At 65.6% G+C, this 18012-nt stretch carries 12 protein-coding genes; 8 read left to right on the plus strand and 4 right to left on the minus strand.

What is annotated here, in order from left to right:
• The first annotated feature begins 47 nt into the window (after positions 1-47).
• Genes VUN84_09910 through VUN84_09925 form a run of 4 tightly spaced genes read left to right on the plus strand, consistent with a single transcriptional unit; the run spans position 48 to position 7779 of the window.
• The gene (locus tag VUN84_09910) at positions 48-3224 is read left to right on the plus strand and encodes an efflux RND transporter permease subunit (GenBank protein ID XAS62658.1); all 3177 of its coding nucleotides are present in this window, start codon (positions 48-50) and stop codon (positions 3222-3224) included.
• Positions 3221-3676, plus strand: coding sequence for a hypothetical protein (locus VUN84_09915; protein ID XAS62659.1), 456 nt, complete (start codon positions 3221-3223; stop codon positions 3674-3676). Before VUN84_09910 ends, VUN84_09915 begins: the two co-directional genes overlap by 4 nt.
• Position 3677: 1 nt before the next feature.
• Complete coding sequence (locus VUN84_09920; protein ID XAS62660.1) at positions 3678-6821, plus strand: efflux RND transporter permease subunit; 3144 nt, start codon at positions 3678-3680, stop codon at positions 6819-6821.
• A 34-nt stretch (positions 6822-6855) separates the two neighbouring features.
• A complete protein-coding gene (locus VUN84_09925; protein XAS62661.1) occupies positions 6856-7779 on the plus strand; it encodes a hypothetical protein in 924 nt (307 codons plus the stop codon).
• Between the two features lie 116 nt (positions 7780-7895).
• Here VUN84_09925 and glpK read toward each other — a convergent pair whose 3' ends face one another.
• From glpK to VUN84_09940, 3 genes are all read right to left on the minus strand, one after another.
• A complete protein-coding gene (gene glpK / locus VUN84_09930) occupies positions 7896-9410 on the minus strand; it encodes a glycerol kinase GlpK (GenBank protein ID XAS62662.1) in 1515 nt (504 codons plus the stop codon).
• A 51-nt stretch (positions 9411-9461) separates the two neighbouring features.
• Entirely contained in the window at positions 9462-10211 is a 750-nt protein-coding gene (locus tag VUN84_09935; GenBank protein XAS62663.1) for an MIP/aquaporin family protein, read from the minus strand.
• Between the two features lie 156 nt (positions 10212-10367).
• Entirely contained in the window at positions 10368-12107 is a 1740-nt protein-coding gene (locus VUN84_09940) for a glycerol-3-phosphate dehydrogenase/oxidase (GenBank protein XAS65815.1), read from the minus strand.
• Between the two features lie 179 nt (positions 12108-12286).
• Between VUN84_09940 and VUN84_09945 the strand changes: the two genes are divergently transcribed.
• Genes VUN84_09945 through VUN84_09960 form a run of 4 tightly spaced genes read left to right on the plus strand, consistent with a single transcriptional unit; the run spans position 12287 to position 16183 of the window.
• Entirely contained in the window at positions 12287-13249 is a 963-nt protein-coding gene (locus VUN84_09945; GenBank protein ID XAS62664.1) for a sugar-binding domain-containing protein, read from the plus strand.
• A gap of 42 nt (positions 13250-13291) precedes the next feature.
• On the plus strand, positions 13292-14167 hold the full coding sequence (locus VUN84_09950; GenBank protein ID XAS62665.1) for an aldo/keto reductase: 876 nt from the start codon (positions 13292-13294) through the stop codon (positions 14165-14167).
• 10 nt (positions 14168-14177) lie between these two features.
• Entirely contained in the window at positions 14178-15107 is a 930-nt protein-coding gene (locus tag VUN84_09955; GenBank protein XAS62666.1) for an alpha/beta hydrolase, read from the plus strand.
• Positions 15104-16183 (plus strand): glycosyltransferase family 1 protein, encoded by a 1080-nt coding sequence (locus tag VUN84_09960; GenBank protein XAS62667.1) that lies wholly within the window; start codon positions 15104-15106, stop codon positions 16181-16183. Before VUN84_09955 ends, VUN84_09960 begins: the two co-directional genes overlap by 4 nt.
• Positions 16184-16198: 15 nt before the next feature.
• Here the strand turns inward: VUN84_09960 and VUN84_09965 are convergent, their stop codons facing one another.
• Positions 16199-17896 carry a DUF222 domain-containing protein gene (locus tag VUN84_09965; GenBank protein ID XAS62668.1) on the minus strand — a complete coding sequence of 566 codons (1698 nt, stop codon included), beginning with the start codon at positions 17894-17896 and terminating at the stop codon, positions 16199-16201.
• Positions 17897-18012 lie beyond the last annotated feature (116 nt).

The following is an 18012-nucleotide window of genomic DNA, read 5'->3' on the forward strand; positions in this document are numbered from 1 at the left end:
CCTATGTGCCGCTCCGTGGCGCGCAGGCGCCAGGAATTGGGTTAGCCATGTTTGGCTGGATAACCCGATTCAGTTTGCAGTTCCGCATCCTGGTTCTTGCCCTCGCTGCCGGGCTAATGACCTTTGGCGTCATTAACGTCCCGCACATCAGCGTGGACACGATGCCCGAGTTCGCGCCGGCGCACGTCGAGATCCAGACCGAGGCCTTGGGCCTCTCTGCTGTTGAGGTTGAACAGCTCATTACTTCCCCAATGGAAGCGGACCTCCTCAATGGGGTCGCCTGGCTGGATGAGATCCGGTCTAAATCAGTTCCCGGGCTGTCCTCCATCGAACTCGTCTTCGAACCGGGCACGGATCTCTTGCGCGCCCGCCAGCTCGTGGCAGAACGTATGACCCAGGCCGTTGCCCTGCCTAACGTTTCGGCGCCGCCGCTGATCATGCAGCCGTTGTCGTCCACCAGCCGCGTGCTGATGGTCAGGATGAATTCGAAGCAGTTGTCCGGGATCGACATGTCGGTCCTCGCGCGGTGGAAAATCAAGCCGCGGCTGATCGGCATTCCGGGTGTTGCCAACGTGGCGATCTGGGGTCAGCGCGAGCAGCAGCTCCAGGTCGAAGTCACCCCGACCCAGCTTCGCGACAAGGGCGTCACCCTGGAGCAGGTCGTCAAATCCACTGGCAATGCCGTATGGGTCTCTCCGCTGAGCTTCCTTGAGGCGTCCACACCGGGCACCGGCGGTTTTGTGGAATCCCCCAGCCAGCGGTTGGGCATCCAGCATGTGCTTCCGATCCGCACCCCGGCCGATCTGGCCAAGGTCAGTGTGGAAGACACCAATCCTGCAATGCTTCTGGGCGATATCGCCCAGGTCAAGGAAGACCATCAGCCCCTGATTGGCGACGCCGTCGTCGGCCAGGATGCAGGCCTTCTGCTGGTCATCGAGAAGTTCCCCGGCACCAGCGCAGTCCAGGTCACCGAGGATGTTGAGGCCGCCCTCAAGGACATGGCACCCGGTCTGTCCGGTATTCAGATGGATACCACCGTGTTCCGTCCCGCGACCTCTGTTCAGGACTCGCTCAATAGCCTTGGCCTGGCGCTTTTGATCAGCCTGCTGATTGCCGTGGCGCTGTTCTGGCTGCTGTTCCGCTCCTGGCGGGTAGCGGTGATCGCCCTCGTCGCCATCACGACCACCGTCACGGTGGCGGGCGTGGTGCTCTACGCCCAAAACGCCACGCTCAACATTGCGGTCCTGACCGGTCTCATGCTCGGTATGGCCGTGATAGTGGGTGACGTCGTGGAGGACATTCAGGCACAGCGACGCCGGCCCCTGGTCACAGAGGCCACGGAAACAGTCGCCACGCTGAGGTCGGACATCACCTACGTCGTCCGTGGTGTCCGCACCCCCCTGTTCCACGCTGCGCTCATCATGGTCATCGTCCTTGTCCCGACCCTGTTCGTGAGCGGGATCGGCGGCTCCTTCCTCCAGCCGCTGTTCTGGTCAATGGTGCTGGCCCTAGCGGCCGGCCTGATCGTCGGGCTCTCGGTCACTCCGGTGATGGCACAGATCCTGTTGCCCAAGGAGACGGTGCCGCGGAAGGAATCTGCTGCCGCGGATCGTGCCCGGCCCTACTACGACCGGGCACTGAGCGCAGCTCGTTCCCGCCGGCTGATCAGCCTGGTCGCTGTCGGTGTCATCGGGGTGCTTGGCCTTGCCGCCGGGGCCCAACTCGCCGCCAAACGGCCTGTCGTTCCGACGCTGCCGGACCGGAGCCTCCTGGTTCAGTGGGACTCCATGGCAGGGACGTCCAATGACGAGGTCCGCAGGGTGGCGTCCAGGGCCTCCGATGAGCTTCGCGCCCTTCCGGGCGTGTCCGGAGTCGGCGGCCACATCGGGCGCGCCATCACCTCGGACCAGATCGTAGGCAACAGTTCCGCCGAGCTGTGGGTCTCCATCGCCCGGAACGCCGATTTCAGCGAGACGGAGCGCGCCGTCCGGGACGTAGTCCAGGGCTATCCCGGCATCGCCCACAACGTCCTGAACTACTCGCAGCAGTCGATCGGCGATATGCGCAGCACCCTGGAGCCCGGCTTCGCGGTGCGGGTATACGGTACCGAGCTTCCTGTCCTGCGCGAGAAGGCCGAAGAGGTGCGGAAGGCGCTGGAGAATATCAACGGGGTCCAGAACCCGAAGATCAACGCCACCACCAAGACGCCGATCGTGGAGGTCGAAGTCAACCTCGAGGCCGCGCAGAAGTTCGGTATCAAGCCCGGTGACGCGCGGCGCGCCGCCGCGACACTGATGCAAGGGATCGTCGTCGGCAACCTCTTCGAACAGCAAAAAGTATTCGAGGTGGTCGTGCGCGGTGCCGTCGGCGTCAGGGATGATCTGACCAGTATCCGCGAACTGCTCCTGGACACCCCGAACGGTGGCCACGTGCAACTGGGCGACGTGGCGGAGGTCCGGATGGTCGCCAGCGAAGTCGTCATCATGCACGATGACACCTCACGGCGGATCGACATCGTAGCCGACGTCAGCGGGCGGCCGCTGGCCGACATCCAGCGCGACATCCAGGCGGCCATCAAACAAATCCAGTTCCCGCTTGAATACCACGCCGAGATCCCGGCCAAGTACAGCGAACTCCAGGCTGCCGACACGCTCGTGCTCTGGCTCGGGGCAGCCGCGCTGGTCGGCGTGTTCCTCCTGCTCCAGACAGCAGTGCGGAGCTGGAAGCTGGCAGCCGCCGTCTTCCTGGCACTGCCCGCGGCCCTCGCCGGAGCGGCGCTGGCAGCCTGGATCGGTGCAGCCTCTCTGTCCTGGATCACCATGACGGCATTCGCCGCAGTCCTCGCCATCGCCGCCCGCAACGCGGCCGTCTTGTCGGCCAGGGTGGACGAGCTCTGGCGGTCCGCGCCGCAGGCCTCCCACGCCACGATCGTTCTGCTGGCGGCCCGCGAGCGGGTATCACCGGTCCTCAAGACGGCCCTGATCACCTCGGTGGTCCTGATACCGCCCGCAGTATGGGGCGGCACCGTCGGGCAGGCAGTCATTGCCCCCATGCTGCTGATCATCGTCGGCGGCATCGTGACCACCACTCTCGTGGCACTCTTCGTGCTCCCCCTCCTGACTCTCTGGTTCGGTCCCCAGACCGCCCCGGAAGAGTGGTCGGAAGTTTACGAATCGGAAGTACCCGTTCAGCCCGCTACGCAGGAAAAGGTGGAACTATCATGACCAGCCAAAAGCCCCAACGGCGTCTGCCCCTGGCGGCCGCTGTCTGTGCCGCCCTTCTCTTCACCCTCCCCGGCTGCGCCCAGACCGCAGCGGTGACCGCGCCCGTGAACGTCAACGACCCCGCCAAGGTCGAGAAGAACGCAACGACGGGAATCGCGAAGCTCACCCTGACCGAGCGTGGGCTCGAGCGCCTGGAATTGAAAACCGACACGGTCAAGGCCGGGACGGGAACCGACGTCCTCCTGCCCTATGCGTCCTTGTTGTATGACGCCAACGGCAAGACCTGGGTCTACACCAACCCGGCCCCCCGGGTATACCAGCGCCAGTCCGTCACCGTTTCGAAGGTGGAAGCCGGGCTCGTCACGGCCACTGCCGGTCCCCCGGCCGGAAGCACTGTTGTCACCGTAGGCGCGGCAGAATTGTTCGGCGCCGAGTTCGATACGGCGCACTGACATGCGCCGGCTAATCGCAGCCAGTCTAAGGTTCAGATCGATCATCATCGCGATGGCTGCAGCGCTGATGATCGTGGGCGGTGCCCAGCTCAGCAGCGCCTCGGTGGACGTGTTCCCCGAGTTCGCCCCGCCAAAAGTCGAGGTCCAGACAGCCTGCCTGGGACTCACCGCCTCTGAGGTCGAAGAGCTCGTGTCAGTACCCCTGGAAGAGGCGTTCAACGGCATCGACGGGCTGGACCACATGCGGTCCAAATCGGTTTCCCAGCTCTCGTCGATTGTGCTGGAATTCAAGAACGGCACGGATTTGCTGAACGCCAGGCAGCTGGTGTCCGAACGCATGGCAACGGTGATCCCGACGCTGCCCACCTGGGCAGCTCCGCCGCTGATGCTGCAGCCGCTGTCCTCGACCAGCCGCGTTATGAAGATCGGGCTGTCCTCGGACACCCGCTCCCTCATTGAGATGTCCATGATTTCCTACTGGAATATCAGGGCCCATCTGCTGCGCGTGCCGGGGGTTGCCAACGTTGCCATCTGGGGCGAACGGCTCCAGATGCTTCAGGTGCAGGTGGACCCAGCCAAGCTGGCAGCCAACAATGTGACCCTCGAAGCCGTGATGAACTCCACGTCAGACGCTCTGGACTCGGGCTTGCTGAAGTACTCGCCCGGTTCCCTGATCGGTACCGGCGGCGCCCTCGAAACGCCTAGCCAGACCATGAGCATCCGGCACGTACAACCCATCACCTCGCCCGAAGAGCTCGCAAAGGTGGCGCTGGAGGAACGCGAAGGCCAGCCACCCCTGCGCCTCTCCGACGTCGCCACCGTCGTGGAGGACCACCAGCAACTCATTGGCGACGCCGTCATCAATGGCGGCCCGGGACTCATGCTGATCGTGGAGAAGCTGCCCTGGGGCAACACCCTCGAAGTCACCCGTGGCGTTGAAGAAGCCCTGAAGCAGCTTGAACCCGGACTGACCGGGATCGCCGTGGACACGACCTTGTTCCGGCCGGCGACCTTCATCGAGGAATCCCTCGGAAACCTCAGCCTGGCCCTGCTCCTGGGATGCCTGCTCGTCATCCTCGTGCTGAGCGTGTTCCTCTTCCAGTGGCGGACGGCGCTGGTCAGCGTCATGGCGATTCCGTTGTCGCTGACGGCGGCCGCCCTCGTACTGTATTGGACCGGCGGCACGGTTAACACGATGGTGCTGGCGGGGTTGGTGATTGCTGTCGGGGTGGTGGTGGACGATGCCATTATCGACGTGGAAAACATCGTCCGAAGACTGCGCCAGCACCGGGCCGGCGGCGGAACCGGAAGCACTGCCAGGGTTGTGGTTAATGCCTCGCTGGAGGTCCGCGGACCGATCATCTATGCCACACTGATCATCGTCGCTGCCACGGTGCCGATCTTCTTCCTGGACGGGCTGACCGGAGCGTTCTTCCGGCCGCTGGCCACTTCCTACACCCTTGCGGTGATGGCGTCTATGCTCGTGGCCCTCACGGTCACCCCGGCCATGGCCTACATCTTCCTCCGGAACGCCAAGCTGGAGGACCGTGACCCTCCAGTGGTCCGGGTCCTCAAACGCTGGTACGACGCAGCGCTGCGCCCGATCGTCCGCCGCCCGCTCCCCGGCTACGCCGCCTTGGCAGCCCTCGGCCTCGTCGGCGTCGTTGCAGCCCCCCTGCTCGGCCAGTCGTTGTTGCCCTCGTTCAAGGAGCGGGACTTCCTCATGCACTGGGTCACGCAGCCGGGCACAGCCAATTCCGAGGAGGTCCGGGTCAGCCAGCTGGCCTGCAAGGAACTCATGACGATCCCCGGCGTGAACAACTGCGGCTCGCATATTGGCCAGGCCTTCGCAGCCGATGAAGTGGTGGGCGTGAACTTCGGTGAGAACTGGATCAGCGTTGACCCCGGCGTCGACTACGACGAGACTCTGGCAGCCATTCAGGGCGTGGTGGACGGCTATCCCGGAATCCACCGGGACGTCCAAACGTACCTGAAGGAACGTGTGCGCGAAGTCCTGACGGGCACGGGCTACGCCGTAGTCGTCCGCGTGTACGGCGATGACCTTCCCACCCTGCGCAAGCAGGCGGACAAGGTCAAGACCGTCCTTGGCGGGATCGAAGGCGCAGTCGGGGCAAAACTCGCCCTCCAGGTGGACGTCCCGCAAGTCAATGTGGAAGTCGACCTGGAGGCCGCCAACCGTTACGGGCTGAAGCCAGGCGATGTTCGCCGTGCCGCGGCCACGATGGTTGCCGGTGAAGAAGTCGGGGACATCTTCCGGGCCGGCAAGGCCTACGACGTCCAGGTGTGGAGTCCCCCGGAGCTCCGCAGTTCCGTCACAAGCATAGAGAACCTTGTGATCGACACCCCGAGCGGACAGCGCATCCGACTGGCGGACGTCGCCGCGATCTCGGTGAAGCCGACGGCGAACGTGATTGAACGCTCCGAGGGATCCAGGCGGCTGGACGTCAGTGCCAACGTGAAGGAAGGCGATCTGGCCAAGGTAGTGGAGAAGCTCCAGGCCGATCTCCAGTCGGTCGACGTTCCGGTCGGCTACAGCTACTCCATCCTGGGCGAATACGCGGAACGGCAAGCCGCATCCCAGCGGTTGCTGCTGTTCTCGTTTGGCGCCCTGATCGTGGTCTACCTTCTGCTCCAGGCCGCCTTCCGGAGCTGGCGGCTGGCCACCCTCGCCATACTGACGCTTCCGGTAGCCCTGGTGGGCGGTGTGATCGCCGCCCATCTGAGCGGCGGGATCCTGTCCTTGGGGTCCTTGGTCGGCTTCCTGACGTTGATGGGGATCGCAGCACGCAACGGCATCCTCCTGATCAACCACTGCCAGCACCTTGAACAGTTCGAAGGTGTGCCCTTCGGCCCCGGGCTGGTGCTGCGCGGTGCTGCCGAGCGGCTGTCACCGATCCTGATGACCACCCTCGCAACTGCCCTGGCCCTGGTACCCCTGGTGGTCATGGGCAACATCCCCGGTCATGAGATCGAACACCCCATGGCGGTGGTGATCCTGGGCGGCCTTGTCACGTCGACACTGGTCAACCTGTTCATCGTCCCGTCGCTGTATCTGCGGTTCGCCAAACACCGCACGGCACGCAGGCGCGGGCACCGCGCGAACCGGCCGGCCACCGCCGGCTAGCCGCGGTAAGTATCCCCAAGGAAAGGTGCGTCTCATGTTTCAACGACAAAGGCGGTTCGCTGCCTACGGTTCGGCGGCCCTGCTGGTGCTGGCGATGTTCACTGCGACGTCGGAGACGTCAGCGACGGCCGCCACCGCCGCGCGGCGGAGCCAGCAGCTCTGCGGTCCCGGATCCGCGATCAGGTTCGACCGGGACAGCTATCCGTCGTCACCGCGCATTGACAACAAGTGGTTCCCGCTGACCCCCGGCATGCAGTACACGACGACGGGCACGGTGACGGACGCCGACGGCACGGTAGCCCACAAGGTGGTTCACACTGTCACCGGCCTGACCAAGGTGATCGACGGCGTCAAGACCCTGGTGATGTGGGACCGTGACTACTCCGGCGGCGTGCTCGCGGAGTCCGAACTGGCCTTCTTCGCCCAGTCGGACAAGGGCGATGTCTGGCTGTTCGGCGAATACCCGGAGGAGTACGAGAACGGGAAACTCGTCGGTGCGCCGAGTACGTTTATCAGCGGCATCGACAGGGCGCGGGCAGGAACCGCCATGCAGGCCCGACCGCATCGGAACACCCCCGCCTACGTGCAGGCCTACGCACCGAAGGTGGACTTCCTGGACTGCGGGGACGTGCTGCACGACAATCTGCGGGTCTGCGTCCCGACGGGCTACTACACCGATGTGCTGGTGATCGACGAGTTCAACCCGCTGGATCCGCCCAGTGCGGGCCACCAGCGGAAGTACTACTCGGCCGGCACCGGGCTCGTGAAGGTCACAGCCTCCGGCGGCGACAGCCGGGAGTCCATGGACCTGGTCAAAATCAAGAAGCTGAGCCGCCTGAAACTGGCGCATGTGAACGCCCAGGCGCTCGCGCTGGATAACAGGGGCTACACCGTGAGCAAGGACGTCTATGCCAAGACACCGCGCGCCGTGGTGGACTTCCCACATACCGGCTCCTGACGGGTACGGGACACGCCCGACGCCGGCCCGCGGCTCCCGCCCACCCGCAGAAAAGCTCCGGTCAACCAGGCTGACCGGAGCTTTTCTGTGGTGCGGCGGTTCGGACCGGGTGAAGGTTACTTCACGTCCTCGTCGACCCAGTCCATGGACTTGGTGACGGCCTTCTTCCAGAGACGCATCTGGCGTTCGCGCTCGGACTGTTCCATCTGCGGTTCCCACCGCTTGTCCTCGGACCAGTTGGCGGAACATTCGCCGAGGTCCTTCCAGAAGCCGACGGCGAGCCCGGCGGCGTAGGCGGCACCCAGGGAGGTGGTTTCCACGACCTTGGGCCGGATGACCGGGACACCCAGGATGTCTGCCTGGAACTGCATGAGTGCGTCGTTGGCGACCATGCCGCCGTCGACCTTCAGTTCCGTCAGCGGCACGCCGGAGTCCGCGTTGACGGCGTCGAGCACTTCGCGGGTCTGGAAGGCGGTAGCTTCCAGCGCCGCGCGGGCGATGTGGTTCTTGTTCACGAAGCGGGTCAGGCCGACAATCGCACCGCGGGCATCCGAACGCCAGTAGGGAGCGAAGAGTCCGGAGAACGCCGGAACGATGTACACGCCGCCGTTGTCCTTGACGGAGGCCGCCAGCGTCTCCACTTCCGGGGCGCTGCTGATCATGCCAAGGTTGTCCCGCAGCCACTGCACCAGCGAACCGGTGACGGCGATGGAGCCTTCCAGGGCGTAGTGCGGCTTGGCGTCGCCGAGCTTGTAGCCCACCGTGGTCAGCAGTCCGTTCTTGGAGTGGACAATTTCCTCACCGGTGTTGAAGATGAGGAAGCAGCCGGTGCCGTAGGTGTTCTTGGCCTCGCCGGCGCCGAACGCGGCCTGACCGAACGTGGCGGCCTGCTGGTCACCGAGGATGCCGGCGACCGGAACCTCGCGCAGCAGCTGGGACGTGTGGACCGTGCCATAGACCTCGGAAGAGGACTTGATGGCCGGCATCATCGACGCCGGGACACCGAAAGCGTCCAGGATCTCCTGGTCCCAGGAAAGGGTCTCGAGATCCATGAACAGGGTCCGTGAGGCGTTGGTGACGTCCGTGACGTGGACGCCACCGTCGGTCCCGCCGGTAAGGTTCCAGAGCACCCACGCGTCGGTGTTGCCGAAGACGAGGTCGCCGGCTTCGGCTTTCGCCCGCGCACCCTCGACGTTGTCCAGGATCCACTTGATCTTGGTGCCGGAGAAGTAGGTGGCCAGCGGCAGGCCCACCTTCTGCTTGAACCGGTCCGGTCCCCCGTCCCTGGCCAGTTCATCCACGATCGACTGGGTACGGGTGTCCTGCCAGACGATCGCGTTGTACACGGCTTTGCCGGTGGTCTTGTCCCAGACGACGGCGGTTTCGCGCTGGTTGGTGATACCGACGGCGGCAATGTCGTGGCGGGTCAGGTTCGCCTTGGAGAGGGCGGAGGCGATGACCTCACGGGTGTTGTTCCAGATCTCGGCGGGATCGTGCTCCACCCAGCCTGCCTGCGGGAAAATCTGCTCGTGTTCCATTTGTCCGGAGGAGACAATATTGCCGCTGTGGTCGAACACAATGGCGCGGGTGCTGGTGGTGCCCTGGTCAATGGCGATTACGTACTGGTTCATGTTGACGTCCTTGTCTTGGGATTGGCAGGTAAATGAGTCAGCAGGGAGGGCTTAGGCTGCCGCAGTGGCGATGATGGGCACGATGGCTGCGACGATGCCGGCGAGGCCGCCACCGACGAGCGGCCCAACGACGGGAATCCAGGAGTAGCTCCAGTCGGAGGCTCCCTTGCCCTTCATGGGCAGCAGGGCGTGGGCGATGCGCGGGCCAAGGTCACGGGCCGGGTTGATGGCGTAGCCCGTAGGGCCACCGAGGGACACACCGATGCCGACGACCAGAAGTGCCACCGCCAGCGGTCCGAGGCCCGAAGGTGTCCCGCCCAGGGTCAGGATGACGAAGACGAGGACGAAGGTGCCGACGATCTCCGTGATCAGGTTCCACGGGGTGGAACGGATGGCCGGGCCGGTCGAGAACACGCCCAGCTGGTTGGCGGACTCCGGCTCAGCATCGAAGTGCTGCTTGTAGGCCAGCCACATCACGACAGCGCCGAGGAAGGCGCCGAGCAGTTCACCGCCGAAGTAGGTGAAGGTGGAGGCGAAGTCAACCGGAACGCCGGGGGCGTACTCCTTCTTGCCATTGAGCAGCAGGCCGAACGTGACGGCCGGGTTCAGGTGCGCCCCGGACTTGGCGGCAACAAAGACACCGGCGAAGACGGCGATGCCCCATCCCCAGGTCACCATCAGGAACCCGCCGTTGTTGCCCTTGGTGCCTTTGAGTGCCACGTTCGCCACGACGCCGCAACCCAGCAGGGTCAGCATCGCGGTACCGAATACTTCGGACAGGAAAACTATTCCAAGAGACATCTTTGACTCCTCTATTTTCTGTTGTCAGCCTCTCGCGAGTTTGAGAGGCTGTTGGGCCGGCAACGCGTTAGCGCTGCCGGCCGGCCACTGCGCCGGTCCCCAATGAACCGCGCAGTCCTTGCGCCCGGAGGTCCCCCGTCCGGGCGCCGAGGTCTATCAGGAGACCAGGCTGTGGACCTGGACACCGTGGAACCGTTTGAGCACCTCCTGGGCGTGGGTGATCTCGGAAGCCCGGGCTGCCGCGTCCCAGCCCAGCGGCCCGGCGAGGGTGTCGGCAACTTCGTTCAGAAGTTCGCCGGTGACCAACCCGCGGAAGGCCAGGGAAGTACGGCGGATCAGGACGTCAACCAGGTGCCCCACCTGCTCGTTGCGGGCCATGAACTCCAGTTCGCGGACGCTGAGTTCGCGGGTTGAGTGCAGGAGCCGGTCCGGTGCGGAGCCAGCGGCGCCGTCGAGGAAGCGGATGACTTCCTCAGCCCGGGTGCCGTAGCGGGTCAGCAGCACGGCGGTCCGGTCCGCGTCCCGGCCCTCCGCCATGTGTGTCTTGATCCAGCGCTGGACGCCGTCCTCGCTGTCCGGGAAGCCGTCGCCGCCGCCGATGGCGAGTTTCGCCGTCGAGACTTTCCGTTCCATTCCCAGCTCGGCGAGGACGTCGTTGCTCAGGTGCTCGGCCAGGGCGCGGAAGGTGGTCCATTTTCCGCCGACAAGGCTGAGTACGGCGGCGCCGGACTTGCCCTCCCCGGCAGCGCGGTGTTCGATGCGGTAGTCACGGCTGACGAAGCCCGGCTGCGTGGCGTCGTGCTTGGGCAGCGGACGGACTCCCGAGAAGGTATAGACGATCTGGTCCCGGTCCACAGCGATGTCCGGGAAGACGTGGCCGATCAGGTCGAAGAAGTAGTCGATTTCCTCCTCGGTGCAGACGGCATCGGCTGCCATGTCGGCGTCGATGTCCGTGGTGCCGACGAGGACCCGGTCCCCCATCGGGTAGATCAGCACGATCCGGCCGTCGGTGTGTTCGAAGAAGATTTCGCGGCCGTTGCAGGCAGCCAGCAGTTCGGGGTGGTCCAGCACGATGTGCGAGCCCTTGGTGCCGCCCATGAAGGCCGACGCCGCACCCATCGCCTGGTTGGTCTGGTCAACCCAGGCTCCGGTGGTGTTGACAATGACGTCGGCGGAAAACTCGAACAGCTCGCCGGTGAGTTCGTCGCGGAGTTCCACGGTGCTGCCCGTGCGCCCCGCTCCGGCCGCGTCCTTCACGGACACGAGGGAGAGGTAGTTGCTGGCGCGGGCGTCACTGGCTCCGGCGGTTCCGGCCTTTTCGCCGTCCTGGAGGACGTCCAGCGTGAGGCGCTCCGGGTTGTGGACGGAAGCGTCGAAGTACGTCGCCGCGTACTTGATGCCCGGGTGCAGCCGCGGCAGCTCAGCCAGTGCACGCTTGCGGCCTCGGAACTGGTGGCGCGGCACGGTTCCGCCGTCACGGGAGAAGGAGTCGTACATGCTCAGGCCGAGCTTGATCAAGAAGGCGCCGCGTTCTTTCGGCGCACCCTGCTGCTTGTGGGTCAGGAACCGCAGCGGCGCGGACAGAATGCCGGAGAACGTGCTGAAGATAGGGATGGTGGTCTGCAGCGGCTTCACGTAGTGCGGCGCGATGCGCAGCAGCCGGTTGCGTTCCACGACCGATTCCTGAACGAGGCGGAACTCGCCGTTCTCGAGGTAACGGATGCCGCCGTGGATCATGTGCGAGGAGGCGCCGCTGGCTCCCTGGCAGTAGTCACCGCGCTCCACGAGGGCGACGTCCACACCCTGCAGGGCGAGGTCCCGGAACGTGCCCACGCCGTTGATGCCACCACCGATAATGAGCACCTGTGCGTGGGGCCGCGTCCGCAGCTTGCGCACCGATGTCCGCTCGCCGGTCGATGCCTGGTTGCGGGCTGAATCCTTCTGTCCCAAGAACTGCTCCTTTGGGTCTGGTTCTGTGCGGCGCGCCCTACGGCGCGGCGCCGTTCATCACTATTCTTTGGAGTATTGGAAAATGGAGTCAAGCACTATGCACAAACGTGCAGAACGGAAATGGGATGACACCCTCACGCAGCTCCGACGCCCTCCGCGCCGCCCAGTTGTATTACCTGCAGGACTTGACCATGGACGCGATTGCGCGGGAGCTGCGCACGTCGCGGTCCACCGTGTCGCGCCTGCTGTCTTCGGCCCGGGAATCCGGCCTGGTGCAGATCCAAATCCGCAGCCCGCTGGATACCGGCCCGGAGCTGGAGAGCATGATCCGTGCCGAATACAAGGTGGACGTACACGTGGTTCCGGTAGTGGACACCCTCAATGAGGCGGAAACACTGGACCGCGTGGCGATGCAGGCCGCCCGTACCATTGGGCCGCTGGTGGACTCAAACGCCATCATCGGCGTCGCCTGGGGGTCGACCTTGAGCGCAGTCAGCCGGCACCTGACCCGCAAAATCACGCACGACTGCGTGATCGTCCAGCTCAACGGGGCTGGAAACATGGAAACCACCGGCATCACCTACGCCGCCGACATCATGCGCCGCTTCGGCAGCGCCTACGGTGCGCGGGTGGAGCAGTTTCCGGTCCCCGCGTTCTTCGATCACGCCGCGACGAAAGATGCCATGTGGAATGAGCGCAGTGTGCAACGCATCCTGGAGCTGCAGGCACGCATGAGCATTGCGATTTTCGGCGTCGGATCGGTGGACGCCGACTATCCCAGCCACGTCTACGCAGGCGGTTACCTGGACGAAAACGACCTCGACGTCCTGGCCACCTCGGACGTCGTCGGCGACGTCGCCACGGTGTTTTTCCGTGCCGATGGCTCTTCGGACGGCATCACCTTGAACGAGCGCTCCACCGGCCCGGACCTTGCCCAGCTGCGCCAGATCCGCCGAAGGATCTGTGTGGTTTCGGGAGCGTCCAAGATCAACGGACTGCGCGGTGCTCTTGCTGCAGGCCTGGCGACCGATTTGATCCTCGATGAGGCCAGCGCACGGCGCCTGGTCAGCTTCGACGGCTTGTCCTGAGCCGTGGGGAGGACGGGCGGCGGAGTCGGTAAAGTCGGGGTTATGAAACCCGCTCCCCGGCTCAGCCTCAACAACGGTGTACTGATTGATCAGTTGGGGTTTGGACTGTACAAGGTGCCACCTGCCGACGCTCCGGACCTGGTGACCATGGCGCTGGAGTCCGGCTACCGGCATTTCGACACCGCCGCCATGTACGGCAACGAGGCAGGCGTTGGCCGGGGCATCGGGGCTTTAGCCGGATTCGACGGGCGCAACGCCCGCGGCGGCTCCGGCGAGGCCTCCCCTTCGCTCTCCCGCGAGGACCTGTTCGTGACGACCAAGCTCTGGAACGACGACCAGGGCTACGATGCCACGCTGCGCGCCTTTGACACGTCCATGGCCAACCTCGGACTGGAGTACGTCGATCTGTACCTGATCCACTGGCCGTGCCCGCAACGGGGGCTTTACTCCCAAAGCTACAAAGCCTTGGAGACGATGTACCGGGAGGGCAGGGTCCGGGCCATCGGAGTCTCGAACTTCGAGCCGGAGCATCTGGACCGCCTGCTGCAGACGGCCGAGGTCACCCCGGCCGTGAACCAGATTGAGCTTCACCCCTGGCTCCAGCAGGAGGAGCTGCGCGCCTTGCACAGCGGGCTCGGCATCACCACCGAGGCATGGAGCCCGCTGGGCCGCGGCCAGGTCCTGCAGGACGAGGTGGTTGTGGACCTGGCGGCCGTGCACGGCAAGACCCCTGCGCAGATCATCCTTCGCTGGCATATGCAGCTCGGCATCGTCGCCATCCCCAAGGCAAGCTCCTCCGCCCGGATTCGGGAAAACCTGAACGTCTTCGGCTTCAGCCTGGACGACTCCGCCATGGACGCCCTGGCCGGACTGGACCGCGGCGTCCGCACCGGCTCCAACCCGAACACCGTCAATTAGGACTTATCGAATGGATCATGTGGACACCCAGCCCTCCCCCGGCACTCCCCTGTTCAGCGCCGGCCTCGACGCCCGCACCCATGCCGCGGAAGTGGACCTGGCCGGCACGCGGGCTGCGTACTGGATTTACGAGCCCGTCCGCGTGACCCCGGAGACGCAGACCATTCTGGTGGTGCACGGCTTCCGCGGCGACCACCATGGCCTGCTCCGGGTGGCCGACCAGCTCGCCGAGATGCGTCTCATCATGCCGGATCTGCCCGGGTTCGGCAGCTCCGCCGCTTTTCCCGATTCCGGACACAGCGTTGAGCGGTACGTCCAGTTCCTGGCCGAGTTCATGGCGGCGCTGCACCTGGGCCCCGACACGGTCCTGCTGGGACATTCCTTCGGCTCCATCGTGGCGAGCCATTTCGTGGCAGCCCACCCTGGAACGGTCAGTGAACTGATCCTGATCAACCCGATCGCTGCCCCTGCCCTGGAGGGGTCCAAGGGGCTGATGACCAAACTCGCCGTCCTCTACTACGAAGCCGCGGCCCGGCTGCCCCGCCGCCTGGGCCAGGGCCTGCTGCGCAGCCAGTTGATCGTCCGGATCATGAGCGAGGCGATGGCGAAGACCAAGGACAAGAACCTCCGCCGATTTGTGCACGCCCAGCACAGCGCCTATTTCTCCGCGTTCGCGGACCGGAAGAGCCTGCTGGAGGCGTTCAAGGCCTCGGTGGGCAGCAACGTGGCCGAGGTGGCCTCCGGTCTTACGCTTCCGGTGCTGCTGATCGCCGGTGAAAAGGACGAGATCGCCGCGCTGCCGGACCAGCACATCCTGCTGGGCCTCCTGCCGGATGCGGCCCTCACTGTGATCCCCGACGTCGGGCACCTGATCCACTACGAAACCCCGGAGCCCGCCGCGGCGGCCATCCGACGCTTCCTGAAGGACCATTCCTCGTGAAAATTATTGTCGATGCCCGTTTCACCCGTCTGGACCACCACGACGGAATCAGCCGCTATGGTGCAAGCCTGATCGCGGCCACTGCCAAGGTCGCCGATGTCTCCATGCTGATCAGCGATGTCCGACAACTGGCCCTGCTGCCGGACGTGCCCTACACCTTGATCAACAGCCCGCTGTCCCCCGCCGAGGTGTTCGTCGCGTCCAAGGTGAACAAACTGGGCGCCGATGTTGTGGTTTGCCCCATGCAGACCATGGGCAGCTGGGGACGGACGTACCCGCTGGTGCTGACTCTGCACGATTTGATCTACTACGAACACCCGGCGCCTCCGGGCTTCCTGCCCGCTCCGGTCCGGGTCCTCTGGCGGCTCTACCACAAGGCTTTCTGGCCCCAGCGCCTGCTCCTGAACCGGGCCGACGTCGTGGCAACCATCAGCTCCACTACCGCGGCTTTGATCGCGAAGTACCGGTTGACCAGCAGGCCCGTCCGAATCGTCGGCAACGCCCCGCAGCACGGACATACGCCCCGGGATGTTGGCGCAGGGGCGGACAAGACGCTGCTGTACATGGGGTCCTTCATGCCGTACAAGAACGTCGAAACCATGGTCAAGGGAATGGCGGAGCTGCCGGACATGACTCTGCACCTGCTCAGCCGGATCACCACCGAACGCCGGGCGGAACTCCAGGCCCTGGCGCCCGCCGGCGCGCACATCGTGTTCCATAACGGCGTCACGGACGCCGAGTATGAGGCTTTGCTGGGGCGAACTACGGCCCTGATCAGCCTTTCCAAAGCCGAGGGTTACGGACTGCCCCTCGTTGAAGCGATGTCCCATGGCACCCCCGTGATCGCCAGTGACATCGCAATTTTCCGTGAGGTGGGCGGGGACGCCGTCAGTTACGTCCATCCGGACTCCCCGGAGGAGTTCGCGGCCGCGGTGCGGAAGCTGGAGGAGCCGGACGTGTGGACAGCACGGTCCCGCCGTGCAGTGGAGCGCGCAGCGGATTTCAGCTGGGACGAGTCCGCCCGCAGGCTGCTAGACGCTGCGGAAGAAGCCCTGGCGCTCCACGCACGCCGCTAGGTTGCAGCCTTGCCCTCAGGCCGCGGGGTGGTACCTTGCGGGTAGAGGGTCGACGGGCAGTTCCGGGTCCGGGCCGGGGTCTGGCGGCAGTCCCGAGTCCAGCTCCGCGTCCAGGTCCCAGCCCGAGTCCAGCTCCGCGTCCAGGTCCCAGCCCGAGTCCAGCTCCGCGTCCAGGTCCCAGCCCGGGTCCGCGCCTGGTGGCGGGTTCCAGCCCAAGTCTGCGTCGTGGTCCTCGTCCGCGAGCAGCCCCAGGTCTGGCTGTGGCCCCGGGTCCGCCTCTGCGGGTTGGGTCAGTGCTGCGAGGATGGCTGGCCAGGGTGGTGGTTCCCAGTCCTGGGATTCGCTGGGGTACCGCCGTCCCATTGGTGAGGTCCATCCGGGTGGGTGGTTTTTGCTGGCCCCGGTGGGTGTCCAGGCTGAGGTGTGTTTGAGGCGGTGGTGTTTGCGGCAGGGCTGGCCGAGGTTCGTGATCCCGGTGGTGCCGCCGTCGGCCCAGGCCAGCAGGTGGTCTGCTTCGTTATCCAGGGAAGCATTGTTACACCCTGGAAAGGGGCACTTGCCGTCCCGGAGCCGAAGCCAGCGCCGCTGGGCTCCGGTGAGCCGGTAACTGCTCCGGCCGATCTCCAACGGTGCACCGTCGCGGGGATCGATCAGGACCCGGTGGAAGGACCCGGCTCCTTCTGCGATCAGGCGGCGGGCCATGGAGGGCGGGATGGGACCGTAGCCGTCCAAGGTGGCGGGCTCTTCGGCGGCGCCCAGCAGGGACAGGACGGGGACGGTGATCAGAACCTGCGCCCGGGGCGACGGAACATCCCCGGCACCCGTCCCACCCGTCCCACCCGTTCCACCCGTTCCACCTGTGGCCTCCATTCGATTTGTCCCGCTGGTCAGCAGCCACGCCGCGGCGACGTCGGCGCGGAGCTGGGTCAGGGTGCGGGCCTCGGAGGGTCCTTGAAGGGCCCGGGCGGCGGTGGTGGTCCGGTCCCAGATCCCCGCGGCCGTTGCTGCCGGCAGGTAGGTGGAGAGCCAGGCCATGCCGTCCCGGTCCGGGACGAACTCGACCCGCCGGTCTTCTGCGCTTTTGGCGTGGCGTTTTTCGATGCTGACCGGGTGGTGGCGTTCCCGCCAGGCGCGCACTTTCGCCCGGAACCGTCCCGGGACAAGCTCCCCGGCCGGGCAGCCGCGGGCCGGTTTCGCGGCCTCGGGGTCCAGGAAATGCTCCTCCAGCCCGGCGGCACCGGCCGCGTCCAAGTGCGCGGTTTCGTCCACAACGACCCGGGCGTGCTGCCAGGAGATCGTGCCGGCCTGCAGCGCGGCCAGGGTCCGCGGCAGCGCCGTCGTTAACGCGCGGGATTCGGAGACCAGGGCTGCGGCGGTCCCTTCACTGACCGTCAGGGCGCACGCGACCTCGGCAATAACGGCCATCGCCTGCGCGCTGCCCTCCTGAGCGGACCGCGCCGGGAGTACCAAGGCCCCGGCCGCCTGCACGAACTCAGCGGTCAGCAGGACCTTCAACGCCGCGAACCGGGCCTCCAACCGGGCCACCTCGGCGAACCCGTCCAAACACACATCGGCAGCATCCCGCAACGCATCCCCGCCATCAACCAACGGAGCCCCACCGCCGGCATTCAGCACCGCGGCACCTGACGGTTCCCCGCCGACGAGGACCGCCAGCGCAGCAACGGAGCGGGAAACGGCATCCACCGCGTCCACGCACTCCCTGCCCAAAACCGGCCCGTTCTTCACCCTCACATCACACCACGAGGCACCGACAAAACTTGGTCCAACCGCAACGGCACGGGCAGGACGTTGCCGCAGCCGTCCGCACC

The sequence above is a fragment of the Micrococcaceae bacterium Sec5.8 genome, from assembly GCA_039636775.1.
Classification (GTDB): domain Bacteria; phylum Actinomycetota; class Actinomycetes; order Actinomycetales; family Micrococcaceae; genus Arthrobacter.